The organism is Streptomyces sp. NBC_00461 (assembly GCF_036013935.1).
Taxonomy (GTDB): Bacteria; Actinomycetota; Actinomycetes; order Streptomycetales; family Streptomycetaceae; genus Streptomyces.
Genome location: NZ_CP107902.1, coordinates 10237143 through 10255940, shown reverse-complemented (window position 1 = coordinate 10255940; position 18798 = coordinate 10237143). Strand labels below are relative to the sequence as shown.

The following is an 18798-nucleotide window of genomic DNA, read 5'->3' as shown; positions in this document are numbered from 1 at the left end:
CGCCGGTACGCCGCATGAGGCGGTGGGGATGTGTCGTCGCGCTGCTGATGTTCGCCGCCGTGTGCTGCGCCGCGCCGGTCGGAAACGCGATCAGCGCATACGTCGCCCTGAAGACCGGTGCGCAGGACGACGGAGGGATCGCCGAGGGCGGCAGCGCCGCGGACATCCCGCCGCGGATGCTGACCGCCTACAAGAAGGCGGTTCAGCACGTCGGTGAGTATGTGCCCAAGTGCGAGGGCATGCGCTGGCCTATCCTCGCCGGGATCGCCAAGGTCGAGTCCAACCACGCTGTGGGCAGGAACATCGCCGACAACGGCGACATCCGCCCGAAGATCTACGGGGTGCTCCTCAACGGCTCCGGCGCCGGCGGCAACACCACTGTCTTCCCCGACACCGACGGTGGCAGGTGGGATGGCGCCTCACAGGGTGAGCGAGCCGTCGGGCCATTCCAGTTCATGCCCTCGACCTGGGAGTCGACCGGCGAGGACGGCAACGGGGACAAGGTTGCCGATCCCCACAACGCCGACGACGCCGCGCTCGGCGCCGCGATCTACCTGTGCACAGGAGGCCGCGACCTGACCAAGCGGGCCCAGCTCACGGCGGCGATCCTGCAGTACAACCACTCGAGCGAGTACGTGGCAGGCGTGCTGGGCTGGATCGAGCAGTACAGGGCGGCCGCCAAGGACCCGGACCTCAAGAACGTCTCCGGGAAGGCCCGCACCGTGATCGAGGCGGCGCTCTCCCAGCGGGGGGTGCCCTACTCGTGGGGCGGGGGCAACGCCAAGGGTCCGTCGTACGGGTTCTGCTGCTCCCCCAGCGGCAAGAACGGCGCCAACATCAAGGGCTTCGACTGTTCCGGGATGACCCAGTACGCGTACGCGAAGGCCGGCATCCGACTGCCGCGCACCGCGGCCGCCCAGGCCGGTGTCGGCCGGCGGATTCCCGCGGGCCTTGGCACGGGTGCGCTCATGCCGGGTGACCTCGTCTTCTACGCCACCGCTCCCGGACGCGATTTGACGATCTATCACGTCGGGATCTACCTGGGCGGCGGGCAGATGGTCAACGCCGCCCGCCCGGGGACCGTTGTCCGGCTGGACGCGGTGGACGCGATGTCCGGCTATGCGGGAGGGGCGCGGCTGCTGTGACCACCACCCCGCGCTCCTCGCGTCTGCTGTTGCTGAGCACCGTCGTGCTCACCATTGCCGGCCTCGCTCTGCTGGGCATGCCGCACGGTCAACAGCCGCAGGCCCCGGCCGCCTCGCCGACCAAGCAGGTGACCACGGATGCGTCATCGGCGGCCGCTGCGCCTCCTACCGGCAAGCTGACCGCCCACGCGGCTGCCACCGCGACGCCCGCCGCATCGACACCGCCGGCCGTCGCGTCCGCTCTGCCACCGCACGGCGAGGGCGTGGCCGGTGACCGGGCCGTCCAGCGGAACCTGGAGGCGGCCTGGCCCGCCGATCTTCCTGCCGCCGACGAGCGGGAGTTGCTCACCGCCGGTCGCGCGCTGCTGCGCGCGGACGCCACCGGAGCCGGCCGCGCGAAATGGCCAGAGGTTTTCCCCGACCCGGGGCAGGCGGTGGCCCCGGCGTTCGCCACCGCCCGTTTCCGCATCCAGGCCGCGATCGCCCGCCGCCACGGCAGTCGCAACAAGGCGGTGGTCCATCTGGTGTGGGCCGGCGTAGACCGCGGCGGCACCTTCACCGACCTCCGCATCACCGACTGGTTCTTCACCCGCACGAACAAGAAGGGAGCAGCGACGTGGATTCCGCAGCCCCGTACCTGACCGGCCAGTCGGACCCAACGGCATCCGGACAGGTGCTCGGCCTCATCTCCGGCATCGTTCATGCCGCCGGCTGGGTGCTCACCTACTGGTGGGTGGTGGCCGCGGTCGCCGTCGTCGTCTGGATGGCGAGCGAGCTGGTGGTGCGCCACCTGGCCCGGAAGGCCTCGGCTGAGCGGATGGCGCTGGAGCTCGTGCCGTCGCGGCACTTCGACCCTGGTTTCGAGGAGATCTTCCGCCGGGGTGTTCAGCTCGCCCGGGCCTCGACTTCCATGCCGTGGTGGGCGCCGCGCCGGTCGAAGACGGTGCAGCTGAGGCTGCGTGCCGACGGCTCCAGCCCGTTGCGGTACCGGATCGAAGGCCCCGCAGGCGGCGAGCGTCTCCTGTCGATCACGCCGTTCGGCCCTGCGGTGACCGTGAACCGGGCCCGTCCCCTGGTCGACAAGCCCCGTGACCACGTGGTGCGGGCGGAGTTCATCCTGCGTGGCAAGCCGAGCGCGCCCTTGCGTGAAGTCCCGCTGGCCCCCGACCCGTTGCAGCCGCTGATCGACGCTGTCTCCGACCTCCGTGCCGAGCTGGGTGACCTGGCCGAGATCCGGCTCGACATCCAGCGCGCCCCCAAATGGTCGCTGCGGGCGCGCCGGCTGCAGCTGATGACGGAGGCGCGGCGTGCGGAGAGGCGGGAGGCCCAGCGGGCCGCCCGGTGGGTACGGCAGGACGCCACCGGTATCGAAGACTCGCTGGCCTGGCAGTTGCAGCAGTTGGTGGCCGGCAAGCAGGGCGGGGGCGGGCGTCGGTTGGTCATGCCGCCGGTCCCCCGCCGGGTGGACCCGGAGGAAGCACTGGGCAAGCTCGTCGAGGACGACCACCTGGTGCGCGTGCAGCTGCTGGTGATGTGCGCGTCCAACGTTGAAGGGCGCGCCCAGGCCCGCCTCGGTCAACTCCAGGCCGCCCTCGACGTGTTCGGCGGCGGCTCGCGCTGGGCGATGCGCGGCTGGCGGGTGGGCCCGTGGCGGTTCGGCGCCGATCACTGGCCCACTAGGCGTGGCTTCGAGCGCCGCTGGGATCTGGGGCACTGCCAGCCGCCTCGTGCGAACTGGGTCCGGTTGGACGAGCTGACCGGGCTGCTCAAACCACCCACGGTGCACTGCCGACTGCCGCTGCTGGCCGGGGACCTGCCGACGTTCGAGCACGGGGATCCCGACCTGCTGTTGCAGGGCATCTACCGCGGATCCGACGGCCGGCGGCGCCTGGTCGCCACCTACGCGTGCGAGACGCTGTTCGAGGTCGGGGTGGGCAAGGCGGGCGGCGGCAAGACCGAACGCGCTCTGGCCCAGGCGATCGGCTGGGCCCACGCCGACGGCGGGCTGATGTTCGTCGACCCGCATCGCGACTCCTGGCCGCGCGCCCTGCCGTTCCTCGCCCACGACCACTTGATGCAGCGGATCGCACTGATCGACCTGAACGCCAACGGGCCTGCTCCGCAGCTCAGTTGCTGGAATCCGATCGGTATGCACCAGGGTCAGGTGGCGCACGAGGTCGTGGAGGCGACCGCGGATGCCTACGCGTCCGTGCTCAGGTGGGACGACGCCACCGCTCCCCGCGCGCTGACCATCTTCACCGCCGCCCTGGCGGTGCTGGTGGCCGTCAACGAGGCCGCCTGCCAGGCCGGGCGGCCCGAGGACCAGGCGACGGTCTTTCACCTGCGTTCTCTCCTCACGGATCCGGCCTTCCGTATTCCGGCGCTCACCGCGGTGGAGGGGCGCCTGGACGAGGAGACCCGCTCCTGGTGGCGGACGGTGTTCCCGACGCTGCCCACCGACGCGTTCGGCGTCGTCCTCAACCCGATCGCCCGGCTGGCCGCGAACCCGGTGACCCGGGCGTTCCTCGGGCAGCCGGCCGGCGTCTACAACATCCGGGCCGCGATGGACTCACGGATGATCGTGTGGGTGTGTCCGGGCGGGAACGGGCCCACCGACCGGCTCATCACCGCACTGCTCGCCCGCGACCTGCTGCGGGCCGTGCGCTCCCGCCGGGATACCCCGGAAGGCCAGCGGGTGCCGTTCCGCCCGTATTTCGACGAGCTGATCACCCTCACGGGCGCGGCCCCGGAGACGATCGCCGCGATGTTCGAGGACTTCCGCAAGTACAAGGTCCACGTCCACGGCATGACGCAGCTGCTGGCCCGCCTGCCCATTCCGGTGCGGCTGTCGCTGGTGCAGAACGCCTCCACGCTGGCGTCGACCGCGGGTTCACAGTCTGCGGTCGCCCCGATCACCGCGGAGTGGGGCGACCGTCCCAGCCCGGACGTGGTCGCCGCGCTGGACCGGTTCGAGCACTACATGTCGCTGACCGTCGAGGGCCGTCGTGTCGGCCCCGTCCGGATCACCGGCCCTCACCTGGACGAAGTCTTCGCCGACTACGCCCGCCCACGCCAGGTTGCGGCACTGGAGCGCGCCGCCCGGGCCACGGCCGGCGCAGCTGCGCTGGACCAGCTCACGGACCGGGCCGGCAACCAGCTCACCCGAGTGAGCGGCTTCCTCGCCCAGCACGCCCCCGCCACCCCGCCGAACGTCCAGTTGAACATGAAGGGATACAAGTGACCACCGCCTTCGAGACCGTGTCGTCCGGTCGTACGCCAAGCCCCGTCGAGCCGCTGCCGCATCAGCTCCTGGCCGTGCTCGGTCAGCACCGGATGGCGACCACGAACCAGCTCCACGAACTGCTGCGGCCCGGCGCCGCGCGGCAGACCGTCTCCGCGCCGTTGAACAAGCTGCGTCGCGACGGCTTGGTGGACTACACGGTGCTGCCGCAGTCCAACCGGTCCCGCGCCTGGTACCTCACCAGCGAGGGGGCCCGGCTGACGAAGGACTTCCCCGCTCTGCGGGGACGGCCCCCGTACCCGATCAGCTCGGCCACGGCTGCCTCGCTGAAGACGCCCCACACCCTGACCGTGGTCCGCACCCACCTCACGTTCGTCACCGACGCCCGCCGGCGCGGTGACGAGCACGGCCACCTGGACTGGACACCGGAGGTCTCCCACCCGCTCAGCGACGGCGAAAGGATCATCACGGACGCGGTGATGCACTACACCCTCATCGGTGACGACGAGCGGATGAAGCTGCGGGCGTTCGTCGAGGTCGACCGCACCACGATGGGCAGCGAACGGCTCGCCTCCAAATTGATCGAGTACGCGCGGCTGTGGTCGTACGAGCCACAGCCCGTCGGGCGGGCACGTGCGCGGCAGCCGGCCGCTCCTTCAGCGGTGTGGCTGCGCTGGTATCCCGTGTTCCCCCGGGTGTTGTTCGTGCTGACCGGGGCCTCCCGGTACGTCCTGGACCACCGGATCAGCGACCTGCAGGCCATGATGGCGGCGCACCCTCTCGTGGGCACGCTGGCCCGGCAGGTGCCGATGGGAGCGGCAGTCCTGGACGACCTCGAAGAACGGGGGCCCACCGGTGACGTCTGGGCGCCTCTGGCCGGCGGCGAGCCACGGCCGTGGACCGAGCTGTGAGACCCCGGGTGCCGGGGCCGAATGTCGCAGCCTTGCAACTACGCCCCAAACCCCTTGAGATTTGCTCACGCGAACCTCTAGTTTACTTCTGCACAGCAAGGCATCGCCTCGGAAACTCCTTGCTGTGTACCGACGTTAGGGAACGAAGCATGTTGCACGCGCCTGGTCAGATTCGCACTACAGAACCCGCCATCGACGGGGAGTGGCCCGCCCGGACGCAGGACGTCACATACGTGGGTGACGCGTGCGTGGTCCGCGGGAGCGGCGACTTCGGCCTCGCCGACCTGAGCGCGGTGCGCGGTCGCTTCCCCGGCCGGCACGTCACCCTCGACGGCGACGTGATCACCGTGTGGCCGCCGGTCCGGCAGTAGTGAAACGCGTCCGCTCCCCGTGTCCCCGCTCATGTCGCCGGCGCGGCCCCTGCGCCGCGATGACCACCTCCAGATCCCTCACCGAAAGGAAGCAGCCCTATGACCAGTCGGGACACCACAGCGTTCGGCAGACGCCTCACTGCACTGGCGATCGCCGTCGGCCTTGGCCTGGGCGTCTCCGCCTGCTCGGGCGGCGGCCGGGACCAGGACCGTCCGGCGGCGGCATCGGATGCACGTGGCGGCTCCGCTCTGCACGAGCAGTTGCAGACCGACACGCCTCTGGCCGAACTCCAGGGACAGGGCGGCCTGTCGCTCACGATCACATCAGCCAAGCGGGACCCTGCCGGCTACGTCACCGTCCGCGGCGATCTGAAGAACGACGCGTCCACCGTGGCCGCGGTCCCCGCCGAACTGCGCGGCGACGAGCTGAAGGTACTCAGGACAGGCCCGTCACTGGGTGGGGCGACCCTCGTCGACTTCGCCCACAAGAAGCGCTACTACGTGCTGCGCGACACGGAGGGACGCCCCCTCACCACGACCGGCCTGTCCACGCTGAAGGCCGGCGAAAGCGCCCATGTCTTCATGCAGTTCCCCTCGCCCTCGTCGAGCACGGTCGGATTCCAACTGCCCCTGTTCGACACCGCGAACATCAAGATCAGTGAGTGAGGTGAGCGTCCGCATGACCACCACCCGATCGCGGATCGCCGCTCCGCTCCTCGCCCTCGCAGTCGCGACAAGCATCTGGGCCGGCGGTTCGGCCGGGCAGGCAGCAGCCGCTCCCGGTCCGCGTACAGCCGCATCCAGCGGGCGCGCGCTGCTCGCCATCGACTCGGCCAGTCCCGGACTTACGCTCCATGCCCACGCGACGCTCGCACCGCCCAAGGTTCTCGATCTCGGTTCGCAGCCCGTCGGCATTGGACGGGTGGTCGAGGACCAGGAGGGAGCCGAGCGTAGCGAGGACGCAGGCACACAGGTGACCGTCGATCTGCAGGCGGAGGTGCTCTTCGCCAAGGACAGCGCGCGGCTGAGCAGTTCGGCGCGATCTCGCATCGCCTCCGTTGCCCGGGAGATCGAGCCGCAGGTGGGCACGGTGATCCGGGTGTACGGGTTCACCGACGATGTCGGATCGGCCGCCCAGGCGACGTCCTCTCCCGGCGGCGTGCTGCCGCTGTCCAGGTCGTGCTGGCCGAGGAGCTCAAGGGTGGGGTGGTCAGCTTCGACACGCGCGGGTTGGGCGAGAGGCAGCCGGTGGCCTCCAACACCACCGAGGCTGGCCGTCAGAAGAACCGACGTGTTCGAATCTCGTTTCCTGCCGCAGCGGACTCATCAGGTTCGTTCGGCTCGGCGAACACGCCCTGACGGTGTGCGGGAGCGACGAGTGAAGACACAGAAGTACAAATCGATATCCGGTTCCGAAAGTGACCGGATACGTCCCGAGTTGTGCGAGTGAACTCATCTATCACGCTGGGAAGTTGGCTGGCATATGCGTAACCTTGCGATCACGCAAACGCATTACCGCAGCTGGACCAGGCCGCGGTTCTGGGTCGTCGCATGGCGGAGGCCGGGGGCAGCGGTCGACCGCACCGCGTCGTACGGGGAGACATCGTGACAGCTACACAACGACGCCCATCGGGGCTCACTATCGCCGCTGTTCGCACCCGGAAGCACGCAACTGCGCTGCTCCTCGCCGGAAGCGTGCTGGCGCTGGCCGGCTGTAGCGACAGCGATTCGAACACGTCGTCCAAGCTCAGCCCGACCCCGACGGCTGTCTCGCCGTCTGCCAGTTCGACCGTCGACGCCGAGGGCGCCGCCGTCATCGCGGCGTACACCAGCTCCTGGGACGCGCAGACCGCGGCCTACAGCAAGGCCTCTTCCGCGGGCACCGACTTGAAGAAGAACACCACCTTCAAGGCCCTGGCCGACATCGAGAAGGACCTCTCGGTTATGCGGGAGGCCGGGCAGGTGACGACCGGAAAGCCGGTGATCAGTCCGAAGGTCGTCAAGGTGACCGACGCCAAGGTCCCCACGGCCACGGTCGCGGACTGCGTCGACACCACGCACTGGACACTGATCGACAAGGCATCGAAGAAGAAGGTCCCGCTGCCAACGACGCGGCTCATCAAATACGTCAGCACCGCAACGCTTGAAAAGTGGGGGACGAAGTGGATGGTCACGAAGTTGACCGCTCAAGAGCAGTCCTGCTGACCCGACGTCTCGCCGTACTCACCGGCGCTCTCGTACTGGCCTCGGCGGGTGTCACGCACGCCGGCGACGATCCGGACGTCGGCGCGGGCAAGTGCCAGGTCATCAAGTTCTGTGTCGACGTCGGCGTCGGTGACGAGACCCGAGGCAGCGGCGGGCAGGCGGGTGGCTCGCAGGGCGGCGGTGACGGCAGCGACAGCAAGGTGAAGTGCACCTACACCAAGGTCGATCCGAAGCCTCCAGCCAACCACCCGGCTTGGAAGGGCGAAGACCCCAAGAAGAACGACCTGTACCTGATGGAGTGTTCGGACGGCGGTCAGGACAACCCGGCCAGCTTCGTTGTCGTGCGCACAGGCCAGGCTCCTGCGCCGCAGGTCGACCCGCAGGTGCTGGCCCAGCGCGCGGTGGATTCCATGACGCTGCTCGGTCCGGACCTCGCCAGCCCGCGCGCGGCGGGGAAGTACACCGTGGGTGTCCCGATGTGGATGTGGGTCAACGAGAGCGCCACGACGTACGGACCGAACACCGCATCGGCTACGGCGGGCGGGGTCACCGTCACCGCGACCGCGAAGGTGTCGAAGATCGTGTGGGCGATGGGCGACGGCGCCTCCGTGACCTGCAATGGCCCGGGCACGCCCTACACATCGTCGGAGGGCATGGCCGAGTCCCCGACCTGCGGACACGTGTACGCCAAGACCTCGGCCAGTGCCCAGAGCGGCAAGTTCCCCGTGACCGCGACCTCGACGTGGACGATCAACTGGCAGGGCGGCGGACAAGCCGGCCAGCTCACCGAGGTCCGGCAGACCAACGTGCAAGTGGCGATCGGCGAAGTCCAGGTCGTCAGGTAGCGCCGCCGGAAGGACAAACCGTGAGCAAGACGAAAGAACGTGCAGACACAGCCCCGAACGGTGTCCCGCAGCCGGGGCGCGTGGCCGGACCGGTGGCGCCGCCGCGGGTGTCGGCTCGTAGGCGACGACCAGGCGTTATTGCCCTGTCGCTGGCGCTGATCGCCGCCGGTGGGGCGGGAGTTGCCGTCCTGCTGCTGCAGGTCGGCAACCGCACGGACGTGGTGACCGTGGTCCGCGACGTGCAGGTCGGCCAGGTCCTCACCGAGGACGACCTGGGCAGGGCGTCCGTCGCCCTGGACCCGGCCGTCAAGGCGGTGCGCGCCGACGACCTGAAGTCTGTGGTGGGCAAGCGGGCCGCGGTGGAGCTCAAGCCGGGCGCCATGCTCGCCCCCTCGCAGGTGACGAAGGACAACCTGGTGAAGGCCGGTGAGCAGTTGGTGCCGATCGGTCTGGAGCCCAAGCAGATCCCGGCCACCGCGCTGGTGCCGGGCCAGAGGGTAGAGCTGGTGCATGTCCCGGCCCAGGGCACCACGGACACGGGCAAGACGTCCGACGCCGCGCCGCAGACCATCGACGGCCAGGTGGTGAAGGTGTCAAGCGCCGCCCCCGGTACGGGAATCGTGGTCGTCGACGTTGCCACCTCCGCCACCGACGGCCCCACGGCCGCCGCATGGGAGGCAGCCGGCACCCTGCGCCTGGTACTCGCTGCCCCGGACGGCAACTGATGGCCGTGATCGCGCTCGCCGGGTGCAGCGGCGCACCCGGCGTGACCACCAGCGCGCTGGCCCTGCTGCTGTCGTGGCCGCTGGAGGCGGACCGGCGGATGATCCTGGCCGAGTGCGACCCGGACGGCGGAGCCGTGCTGCACGGGCTGCTGCAGGGCACCCTCGGCGACCGGTACGGGCTGCGCAACCTCAGTGTTGCTGCCCGCAAAGGCGAGTTCAGCGATGCCTTCTGGCGCCAGCTGATCGACCTGAGCAGCGATGACGGCAAACAGGAGTCACCGCGCGACCGGCTGCTGCTGCCCGGCCTCACCGACCCCGCGCAGTCAGCAAGCCTCGGCCAGGTCTGGAAAGTCCTGGCGCAGATGTTCCGCGGCATCGAGGCCGAGAGCGGCCACGACGTCCTGATCGACCTCGGCCGCCATGGCGCGTACGGCCCCTCCGGGGTCCTGGCCGAGCAGGCCGACGCCACCTTCGTGGTGGTCCGCAACACCCTGCGCTGCCTGCAGGCGGCAGAGGGCCGGGTGCGGGCACTGGAGGAGCGCGTCGGCGACGTCAGCGTGCTACTGATCAACGAGGGCCCCTACCCCGCGGGCGAGGTGCAGCGCGTTTTGCAGGTGCCGGTGGTCGCCACCCTGCCGCATGCGCCGGACGACGCCCGCGTGCTGTCCGACGGCGCCGAACAGCCCCGTCGGTTCACCAAGTCGCCGCTGATGAAGGCCGCCCGCACGACCAGCACGCTGCTGGTCCAGCGGGCCGCCCTGCGGCGGGCCCGCCTCGATCCACGCAGTCTGCGCGCAGCAGGCGGGGAGGTGACCCATGCACGCTAGGCCCCTGCACCCCGACCCCACCGTGGCGCCGCTGCCCCAGGAGTGGGGACAGCAGACGAACGGTGCACCGGCACCTGCCGGTGCTGCCGAAAGTACGCAGGTGCTGGGTATGGCGGCTCCGCAGATCACCGTCGACTACCGGGTGGCCCGGGAGATTGCGTCCCAGGTCGCCAAGCAGCGCGAGGAACTACTCAAGACCAAGCCCGATATGGACCGGGCCAGCGAAGAGCAGCGGTGCCTGAACTGGATCGCCGAGGCTGTCGCGCTGTGGTCGGACGCCCAGGCGATGACGCCGCAGGAAGACGAGGCGCTGCGGCGTGCCGTGTACGACCTGCTGTTTCGGGCCGGCCGGCTGCAGCCGTACCTCGACGATGAACGGGTCGAGGACATCATCATCCAGGGTCCGCACGAGGTGTGGCTCGACTACGGCGACGGCGAACGCCGCCGGGTCGGCCCGATCGCGGACTCCGAAGAGGAACTGCTGGAGCTGCTGCGGGAGTTGGCCCGGGGCGGCTCCGGGCACAGTGAGCGCACCATCTCCACCGCGAACCCCACCCTCGCCCTGTCCCTGCAGGACGGCTCCCGCCTCCAGGCCATCACCGGGCTCGGGCCGATGACCTATGCCGTCATCCGCCGGCACCGGGTCTCCCACGCCGACCTCGACGACATGGTCCGGCTGGGCACCATCGACCCGATCCTGCGCGAGTTCCTCGGCGCGTGCGTACGCGCCGAGAAGAACATCATGATCGCAGGCAAGCAGAAGGCCGGGAAGACCACGCTGCTGCGGGCGATGCTCAAGGAGTTCGACCCGGAGTGCCGGTTTGCGACCATCCAGACCGAGGACGAACTCTTCGCCCACGCCAACGGCTACCACCGCCAGGTTGTCTCACTGGTCGGCCGTGAGTCCAACGGGGAGAAGGACGTCACCGGGCGTGGCGCCGGTGAGATCACGCTCCTGGATTTGATGCATCCCGCGCTGCGGATGTCGCTGGAGCGGATCGTGGTCGGCGAGGTCCGCGGCCCCGAAGTCGTCGCCATGATGCAGGCGTTGACGAACGGCTCGGGCGGCAACCTGTGCACCATCCACGCGCGTCGCCCCGACATCATCTTCGACCGGATCGCCGAGCTGTATGCACTCGCCCAGGAGAACCTGTCCGAGCAGCTCGCCTACCGGCAGACCGCCAACGGCCTGGACTTCATCGTGTACGTCGACATGACGGATGAGACGCAGATCGGCGGCCGCCGCCACCGCTACGTCTCGCACGTCCTGGAGCTGACGGGGATCGGCGAGATGGGCCGGCCCGCCACCAATGAGATCTTCTCCCCCGGCCGTGAGTGGGGGGATCTGCGGGCGGTGCCGAGGATGGACCCGGGCTGCGTCGATGACCTGCGCCGCGTCGGCTTCGACTCAGGCCTGCTGCAGGAGGCGTATGGGGCCTGGCCGGCGCCGCTGCCGCTGAAGGTGGGGGCGGGCCGATGACGCTGCTGTTCGGATTGCTCAGCGGGATGGCCGTGGTCGGCGGGCTGATCGGTGTCGTGGCGGGTTGCGTGGGCACCACGGCGCCGCGCCGGGCTCCGCTGCACCTGCGCTGGCAGGCCCCGCGCGCCGGGAAGGAGCAATCCGAGGACGTCCGGATGCGTCGGCGGACCCTCGCGGTCGCGGCGGTGGTGGTGTTCGGGGCCGTGTGGCTGTTTTCCGGGAACTTCGTGGGCGGCGTGCTGGTCGGGTCGGCCGTCATCGGCGTGCCGTGGCTGACTGCGTCGGCCCGGATGGCGCAGGACCGCATTGGCCAGTTGGAGGGCTTAAGCGAGTGGACGCAGCGGCTGGCCGGTCTGCTGCGGCTGGGCATGGGACTGGAACAGGCGATGGTCACCAGCCGTCAGGGGGCGCCGGACGAACTCGCCGGGCAGATCATCAATCTGTCCGACCGGCTTCGCCTGGGCTGGCGGCCGGAACTGGCGCTGCGCGCCTTCGGTGATGAGCTCAACGACATCACCTCAGACAAGGTCATCGCCGCGCTCATTCTGTCCGTCAACGACCGCGGGCCGGGCTTGGCCCAGGCACTGGAGGACTTGGCGGGCACGGTCCGTAGCGAAGTCGCGGGGAAGCGGAGCATCGAGGCCGACCGGGCCAAGTCGCGTACCACGGTGCGGTGGATGACCATCATCACCGTCGGGGTGGTCGCGGCCGGGTTCTTCGTGCCGTCCTACACCAAGCCGTACGCCACGCTGCTGGGACAACTGGTGCTCGCCTTTATTGCCGCCGGGTTCATCGGCGTGCTCGCCCTGATGCGCCAGCTCGGCTTGTTCCGCCGCATCCCGCGTTTCCTCCTTCCCGACCCGGCCAGCACCGTCCGACTTCCTGCGCCCGCGCCGGAACCGGATCTGCCGATCGCCGCCCGGGAGCCGGAAGGAGCCGCCTCGTGAACGTGCTTCCCGTTGTCCTCACCGGCGGCACCCTCGGCGCCGGCGTCGCGCTGCTGATCCGGGAACTCCTGCAGCCCCAGCCCGCGTTGGCGCCGGCCCTGAAGCGCAGCGCCCCGGGCACCTTGACGATGCCCGAGCCGGAGCTGGACCGCGAAGAGCGGTGGGGCCGGTGGCTGCTGGCCCGCCTCGAGCGGCTCCCGGGCGTGCGGGTCCCCACCACGAACCTGGCCCTGCTCGGGCAGGGGCCGGGCCAGTTCATGCTTAAAAAGACTGCGCTCGCCGCGCTGGGTCTGCTCTGCCCGGTGATCGCGACGATTCCGTGGATCATCGCAGGTGTGGGCCTGCCGTTCTACGTGCCCGCCGGCGTCGGACTCATCATCGCCGCCCTGCTGTTCATCACCCCGGATCTCGCGGTGCGGGACCAGGCCAAACGGGCCCGGGAGGAGTTCGCGCACGCACTGTCCGCCTACCTCGACCTGGTCGCCCTCAAGCGGGCCGCCGACGCCGGCCCCGCCGAGGCGCTGGAAAAGGCCGCCGAGGTCGGCGAGGGCTGGCCCTTCCTGTATCTGCAGGGCGCACTGCGCCGGGCCCGGCTGGAGAAGATCCCGCCGTATCAAGCACTCACGGAACTCGCCCACGAGTACGACCTGCCCGTCCTCGACGACGTCGCCGACATCATGCGCGGCTCGGCGACCGACGGCGCCGCCGTCTACAAGGCGCTGCGGGCCCGCACCGCCGCGCTCAACGCCGAACTGCTCGCCGATCAGGCCGCCGAGGCCAACACGGCCAGCGAAAAGATGACCGCGCCAGGGGCCCTCCTGGCCGTCCTGGTGATGCTCTTGATGGCTTTCCCCGCAGTGATCCGCATGCTCACCGTCTGAGACCACCCACTCGTTCAACTCGGTCAACGCTCGAGAGAGGTATGGAACATGAAGCTCACCGCAGCCCGCACCCGCCGTGCTGTGCTCCGCGCGACCACGCACCCGCACACCGGCCCCTACACCACATCGCGCGGACCGGGACGTGGCCGACGGGGAGCACACGCCTGGGAGCGCGCGAATCGTGCGGTCCTCCGGCTGACCACGCGCGTACAGGAGGGCCTTGAGGAGGCCGCCCGCCGACCGGACCGGGGCGACATCTCCACCACGACCGTCATCATCTGGGTGGCCGCCGTCACCGGCGCCGTTCTCATCGCCGGGACCATCGCCGTCGTGATCAACAAGTACAACGGCAAGCTCAACGGCCTGTGATGAAGCCTCCCGAGCGACTGCAGGACTGGTGGCAGGGGCGAAGATGGCGCGAGGACCGTGGGGACACCAGTATCCAGATGGCGATCATCTTCCCGTTCGTGCTGCTCGCCACGGTCGCCGTCATCCAGGCCTCCATGTGGTACTACGCCCGGCAGATCGCCCTGACCGCTGCCCGTGAGGGCCTCACCGCTGCCCGCGCCTACGATTCCAGCCCGGCTGACGGTGCGGCCCAGGCGCGAACCGTGCTGGGGCGCACCGCGGGTGACAGCCTGCGCGGCTACAGCGTCTCCGCGAGCAGCAGTGGGCAGCGCGTTCAGGTTCAGGTGTCCGGCACGGCCCTGTCGATGATTCCTGGCGTGTCGGGCCTGCAGGTCAGCCAGTCGGCGTCCGGCCCCGTGGAGCGCTGGACGGTCCCGGGGGAGTGAATCACGTGCGATCCATGGCCCGCTGGGCTCGCAGACTGCGCAGCGATGAGGGCAGTGCCGCGATCGAGGCGGCGATCGTCCTCCCGGCATTGATCATGTTTCTGTGTCTGGCGATCGCCGGCGGCCGGATCGTCACCTCCGGCGCGAAGATCGACTCTGCGGCCGAGGACGCGGCGCGGGAGGCGTCCATCCACCGCACAGCGGCCACCGCCCAGAGTGCCGCGCAGTCGGCGGCAGCCGAGTCCCTCAATGACCAGGGCATCAGGTGCGCGTCGACATCCGTCAACATCAACACCGGTGGTCTCAGCGTGCCCGTGGGACAGGTCGGCACCGTCACCGTGACGGTGACCTGCACGGTCAATCTGGCAGACCTCCTGCTTCCGGGCGTGCCAGGAGCCAAGACACTCACCTCGACGGCGACCTCGGTAGTGGACCAGTACAGGCAGCGGGGTGACTGATGACCGTCCGTCAAATGTGCCTGGGGCGAGTGCGGCTGGACGACCGGGGAGGCATCACGGTGTTCGTCGCGGTGTGTGTCATCGCGCTGCTCGGGATCATCGGCGTCGCCGTCGACGGCGGCAGCACGATGCGGGCCACGGAACGCGCGGACTACATCGCCGGCGAAGCCGCGCGGGCCGGCGGGCAGGCCATCGATCCGGCCGACGCGATCAGCGGGAGGGCGACCGTCGTGGATCCGCAGGCCGCGGCCGCCGCAGCCCAGGCCTACTTGCGCTCCGCCGGTGCCACCGGCACGGTCAGCGTGTCCGGCCACGACAAGACCCTCACCGTCACGGTCACCGGCACCTACGACACGAAGTTCCTGTCCGTGGCGGGGATCGGCTCGCTGTCGGTGACCGGCCACGGCAAGGCCACCCTCCTGCATGGCGTCACGGCTCCCGAAGGAAACTGATGAGCACCACCCCCTCCCCCACCGCAACCGCCGGCCGCACCCTGGCGCGGGTCTGCAAGGCCCTGCTGAGCGCGGTGGTGCTGGCGGTCGCGGTCGCCGGGCTGCCGCTGCTGCTGGCCTGGGCCACCCCGGTCATCTGGGCTGCCACCCACGACGACGCCCTGCACCTGCTGGACCGGCAGGACACCGGCAGCGTGTTCCTGCTGCTGCTCGTCGCGGTGGGCTGGATCGGCTGGGCGCAGTTCAGCTTCTGCACCGTGCGCGAGCTGATCGCGCAGGTGCGGGGCCGTACCTGGCATGCCCCGCGCGGGATGGGCGCCTCGCAGCGCGCCGCCGCTCTCCTGATCGGCAGCATCCTGGTGCTGCTGCCCACCAGCTCGGCGCTGGCCTCCGACGCCCAGGCCGCCCCGGCCACCACGGCGGCCCCCGTCCCCGGCCAGACCCACACGCCGCAGACCACCGCGACCGAGCAGGCTCAGACGCCTGCGGCGAGCACACCGGCGTCCCGCTCGACATACACGGTGCGCGAGACGCGGCCCGCCCAGAGTCTGTGGGGCGTCGCCGAGAAGGAGCTGGGAGACGGCGAGCGGTGGCGGGAGATCGCCGACCTGAACGAGGGCCGGACCATGGTCGACGGCACGGTCTTCCGCGCGAACAGCTTTCTGCAACCCGGCTGGCAGCTCCAGATGCCCGAGACCGCTCCGGCCGCGGGAGGCTTCCGCACGCAGCTGGGTGACAGCGCTCCGGCCGGCGACGAGAAGGGGCGGCACGTCGTCACGGTCCACTCGGGCGACTACCTGTCGAAGATCGCCGAGAAGGAGCTCGGCGACGGCGACGCATGGCCGCAGCTGTTCGAGGCCAGCCAGGGCAAGCCGCAGCCGCATGGCCTGCCCGAGATCACCGACCCCGACGTCATCCGCCCCGGGCAGCAGGTCACCGTGCCCGGTGCCCCAACCGGCCAGCCGCCCCAAGACCGAGACCAGGGTGAGGAGTCGGGCAGCCAGGAAACCACTCCCCCCACCCCTCAGAACCCCGACGGCATGCAGAAGCCGGGCGACGACTCGGGGGATGCACAGGCCCCCGCGCCCAGCCAGACCCGGGCGCCCACACCGCAGTCGTCGGCGCCCAGCACACCGTCCAGCCGCCCGGCCGAGCAGCCCGGGCAAGGCCAGTCCTCGCCGTCCGCAGCGGCGACCGCGACGCCCGAACCCAGCGCCAGCGCCCCGGCTTCCGCCCCCTCCCCGTCGGCGTCGGCGCAGCCGGACGGCTCCGCTTCCCCTTCCCCCGCTGCTCCCGCGACCCAGACCCCGGCGACGGCCCCGGCCAGCAGCCCGCTGAACCTGCGCATCGTGCTCGGCGCCGGCGCGCTGCTCGCTGCCGCGATCACCGGGGCGCTCGCCCTGCGCAGGACGCTGCAGCGGCGCCGCCGCAAGCCGGGCGAGAAGATCGCCATCGCGTCGCAGACGTCCGTCGCGGAGGCCCAGTTGGCGGCGGCCGCCGAGCCCGGCGGCGCTTGCCGTCTGGATGTGGCGCTGCGGACCCTGGCCCACCACCTGGCCCAGCAGGAGGAGGACGACGCGGTCCTGCCGCCGCTGCGGGCCGCCCGGATCGGGACCCGTACGGTGGAGGTGCTGCCCGAGGACCTCACCCAGGAACCGGTAGCCCCCTTCACTAGCGGGCAGGGCGGATGGTGGGCCCTGCCCGCCGATGCCGCGCTCCTGGACAAGGAGATGGCCCGGGACGTACCGGCGCCGTATCCGGGGCTGGTCACAATCGGCAGCACCGCGGCGGGCGACCTGCTGCTGCACAACCTCGCCGGGCTGCCCGCGCTGTTGCTGGACGGCAACCCGCTCCACATCACCGAGGTGTGCACCTCACTCGCCCTGGAACTCGGCATGAGCCCCTGGGCGGCCGAAGTCGAGGTCGTCACCGTGGGGTTCGGCGAGGACCTGCCACAACTGCTGCCCACCGCGCGGATCGCCCACATGCGCCAGCCCGCACACGCACTGCGCGACCTGAGCGAACGCCTCCTGGAAGCACACCAGATGCCCGAAACCCAGCATCAGCCGTATCTGCTGCTGTGCGCTGCCCCCCTGGACGAGGACACCGCCTGGCAGTTCGCCGACCTGATCGACCGGGCGGGGACAGTGCCCGTCACCCTGATCGCCCCAGCGAGCACGGCGGCCACTCACTTCCCTGAGGCGGAGATCCTCAACGCCTCCACCAGCGAACCGCAAACCCTCGACCACGCCGGCACCGACATCACAGTGCAACGCCTTCAGCACGCCGCCTACCTCCACATCACCACCGCCCTGAAGGTGTCCGGGCAGCCGCCCCACCCGGCCGACGGACCCTGGCAGGACGTCCCGGACGAACCCGACAGCATGCCGCAGACCCAGCAGGCATCGCCGGACCAGCCCAACGCGCCCGCAACCCCCGCCCCGATCCCCTCGCCGACAGCGGCAACGGAGGTGAACGGCGAGGTCTTCCCGGCCCTGCTCACCGCCAGCACCGACCCATCCGGGCTCCGCCCCCTCTCCCCCACCACATCGCCGACCGGACACGAGGACAAGACCGGCCCCGGCACCGACACAGCGGTGCCTTCGCTCCCGGCGCCCGCGGCTGCCGCCGATTCCACCGCCGCAGCAGGGGCCGCAGAAGCTGACGACCCAGCACCCTCCGCCGACAAACCCACAGTGCCGGTCGCGGAAGAGCGCGAGGCGCACGACCTGCACGCCCCCGAGATCCGGGTCCTGGGGCCGGTTGAGGTGACGGGCGTGGACAGCACCGGCCACGGGCCGAGGATGGCGCAGCTGGCCGCGCTGTTGTATTTTCGGCCCGGGCGAAATGCGGATGTCCTGTGTGCCGACATGGATCCCATCAACCCCTGGTCGACAAGCACCCTCAACGCGCGGATGCAGGGCCTGCGCAGCTCCCTGGGCAGCGACTCGACGGGCAACGTCTACGTACCACGCCGCAAAACGGGTGAGGACCCCTACCGGCTCACTGCCGCCGTGCGCTGCGACTGGACGCATTTCCTCCAACTCGTCGAACGCGCACTGCCGCAGGGCCCATCCGGCCTGACCGACCTGGAACAGGCACTCACCTTGGTGCGCGGCCGGCCGTTCGGAGGCAAGGCCCTGCCCTGGGCCGAGCCCTACCAGCAGGAAATGGTCACCCGCATCATCGACGTGGCCCACACGGTGGCCACCTACCGCACGCCCGCCGGCCCGCACCACGATCTCAGCGCCGCCCGCCAGGCCATCGCGACCGGCCTCGAGGTTGATGATTCCGCCGAGCTCTTGTACCGGGACTGGATACGCCTCGAAGCCGCCCGCGGCAACCGCAGCGGCCTGCACACCGCCATCACCCGCATTCAACACGTCAACGCCGCACTGGACTGCTCCCTCGAAACGGAAACCACCCACCTCATCAACAAACTGCTGCAGTCAATCCCCCGCGGCGAGGTACACAGCCGATGACGCCATCCCCGGCCTCACTCACCCACGTACAGGC

Annotated in this window: 19 protein-coding genes; all 19 read left to right on the top strand. The window is 70.4% G+C overall.

Features of this window, described 5'->3' with window-relative positions; all coding sequences use genetic code 11:
- Window positions 1-14: 14 nt before the first annotated feature.
- The 19 genes from OG870_RS47395 (at window position 15) to OG870_RS47305 (ending at window position 18764) form a co-directional block, all read left to right on the top strand.
- Window positions 15-1145, top strand: a complete 1131-nt coding sequence (locus OG870_RS47395; protein ID WP_266845059.1) for a C40 family peptidase — start codon at window positions 15-17, stop codon at window positions 1143-1145.
- Window positions 1142-1786 (top strand): hypothetical protein, encoded by a 645-nt coding sequence (locus tag OG870_RS47390; RefSeq protein WP_266845060.1) that lies wholly within the window; start codon window positions 1142-1144, stop codon window positions 1784-1786. Before OG870_RS47395 ends, OG870_RS47390 begins: the two co-directional genes overlap by 4 nt.
- On the top strand, window positions 1762-4386 hold the full coding sequence (locus OG870_RS47385) for an ATP/GTP-binding protein (RefSeq protein ID WP_266845061.1): 2625 nt from the start codon (window positions 1762-1764) through the stop codon (window positions 4384-4386). Before OG870_RS47390 ends, OG870_RS47385 begins: the two co-directional genes overlap by 25 nt.
- Window positions 4383-5297, top strand: coding sequence for a replication-relaxation family protein (locus OG870_RS47380; RefSeq protein WP_266845062.1), 915 nt, complete (start codon window positions 4383-4385; stop codon window positions 5295-5297). Before OG870_RS47385 ends, OG870_RS47380 begins: the two co-directional genes overlap by 4 nt.
- Before the next feature lie 149 nt (window positions 5298-5446).
- Window positions 5447-5668, top strand: a complete 222-nt coding sequence (locus OG870_RS47375) for a hypothetical protein (RefSeq protein ID WP_266845063.1) — start codon at window positions 5447-5449, stop codon at window positions 5666-5668.
- Between the two features lie 99 nt (window positions 5669-5767).
- The gene (locus OG870_RS47370; RefSeq protein ID WP_266845064.1) at window positions 5768-6334 is read left to right on the top strand and encodes a hypothetical protein; all 567 of its coding nucleotides are present in this window, start codon (window positions 5768-5770) and stop codon (window positions 6332-6334) included.
- 13 nt (window positions 6335-6347) lie between these two features.
- The gene (locus tag OG870_RS47365; RefSeq protein WP_323180323.1) at window positions 6348-7118 is read left to right on the top strand and encodes a hypothetical protein; all 771 of its coding nucleotides are present in this window, start codon (window positions 6348-6350) and stop codon (window positions 7116-7118) included.
- A gap of 101 nt (window positions 7119-7219) precedes the next feature.
- On the top strand, window positions 7220-7873 hold the full coding sequence (locus OG870_RS47360; protein WP_327690530.1) for a hypothetical protein: 654 nt from the start codon (window positions 7220-7222) through the stop codon (window positions 7871-7873).
- Complete coding sequence (locus OG870_RS47355; protein WP_266845066.1) at window positions 7831-8718, top strand: ATP/GTP-binding protein; 888 nt, start codon at window positions 7831-7833, stop codon at window positions 8716-8718. Before OG870_RS47360 ends, OG870_RS47355 begins: the two co-directional genes overlap by 43 nt.
- A gap of 20 nt (window positions 8719-8738) precedes the next feature.
- On the top strand, window positions 8739-9443 hold the full coding sequence (locus OG870_RS47350; RefSeq protein WP_266845067.1) for an SAF domain-containing protein: 705 nt from the start codon (window positions 8739-8741) through the stop codon (window positions 9441-9443).
- Entirely contained in the window at window positions 9443-10270 is an 828-nt protein-coding gene (locus OG870_RS47345; protein ID WP_266845068.1) for a hypothetical protein, read from the top strand. Before OG870_RS47350 ends, OG870_RS47345 begins: the two co-directional genes overlap by 1 nt.
- Window positions 10260-11750 (top strand): CpaF family protein, encoded by a 1491-nt coding sequence (locus tag OG870_RS47340; protein ID WP_266845069.1) that lies wholly within the window; start codon window positions 10260-10262, stop codon window positions 11748-11750. Before OG870_RS47345 ends, OG870_RS47340 begins: the two co-directional genes overlap by 11 nt.
- Complete coding sequence (locus OG870_RS47335) at window positions 11747-12697, top strand: type II secretion system F family protein (protein WP_266845070.1); 951 nt, start codon at window positions 11747-11749, stop codon at window positions 12695-12697. Before OG870_RS47340 ends, OG870_RS47335 begins: the two co-directional genes overlap by 4 nt.
- Window positions 12694-13578 (top strand): type II secretion system F family protein, encoded by an 885-nt coding sequence (locus OG870_RS47330; protein ID WP_266845071.1) that lies wholly within the window; start codon window positions 12694-12696, stop codon window positions 13576-13578. Before OG870_RS47335 ends, OG870_RS47330 begins: the two co-directional genes overlap by 4 nt.
- Window positions 13579-13626: 48 nt before the next feature.
- Window positions 13627-13947, top strand: coding sequence for a hypothetical protein (locus OG870_RS47325; protein WP_266845719.1), 321 nt, complete (start codon window positions 13627-13629; stop codon window positions 13945-13947).
- Window positions 13947-14372, top strand: a complete 426-nt coding sequence (locus tag OG870_RS47320; RefSeq protein ID WP_266927986.1) for a TadE family protein — start codon at window positions 13947-13949, stop codon at window positions 14370-14372. Before OG870_RS47325 ends, OG870_RS47320 begins: the two co-directional genes overlap by 1 nt.
- 14 nt (window positions 14373-14386) lie before the next feature.
- A complete protein-coding gene (locus OG870_RS47315; RefSeq protein WP_266845073.1) occupies window positions 14387-14830 on the top strand; it encodes a TadE/TadG family type IV pilus assembly protein in 444 nt (147 codons plus the stop codon).
- Window positions 14830-15282: a TadE/TadG family type IV pilus assembly protein gene (locus OG870_RS47310; RefSeq protein WP_266845074.1), complete on the top strand. Its 453-nt coding sequence runs from the start codon at window positions 14830-14832 to the stop codon at window positions 15280-15282. Before OG870_RS47315 ends, OG870_RS47310 begins: the two co-directional genes overlap by 1 nt.
- A complete protein-coding gene (locus tag OG870_RS47305; RefSeq protein WP_266927988.1) occupies window positions 15282-18764 on the top strand; it encodes a LysM peptidoglycan-binding domain-containing protein in 3483 nt (1160 codons plus the stop codon). The genes OG870_RS47310 and OG870_RS47305 overlap by 1 nt, the downstream gene beginning before the upstream one ends.
- The last annotated feature ends 34 nt before the right edge of the window (window positions 18765-18798 follow it).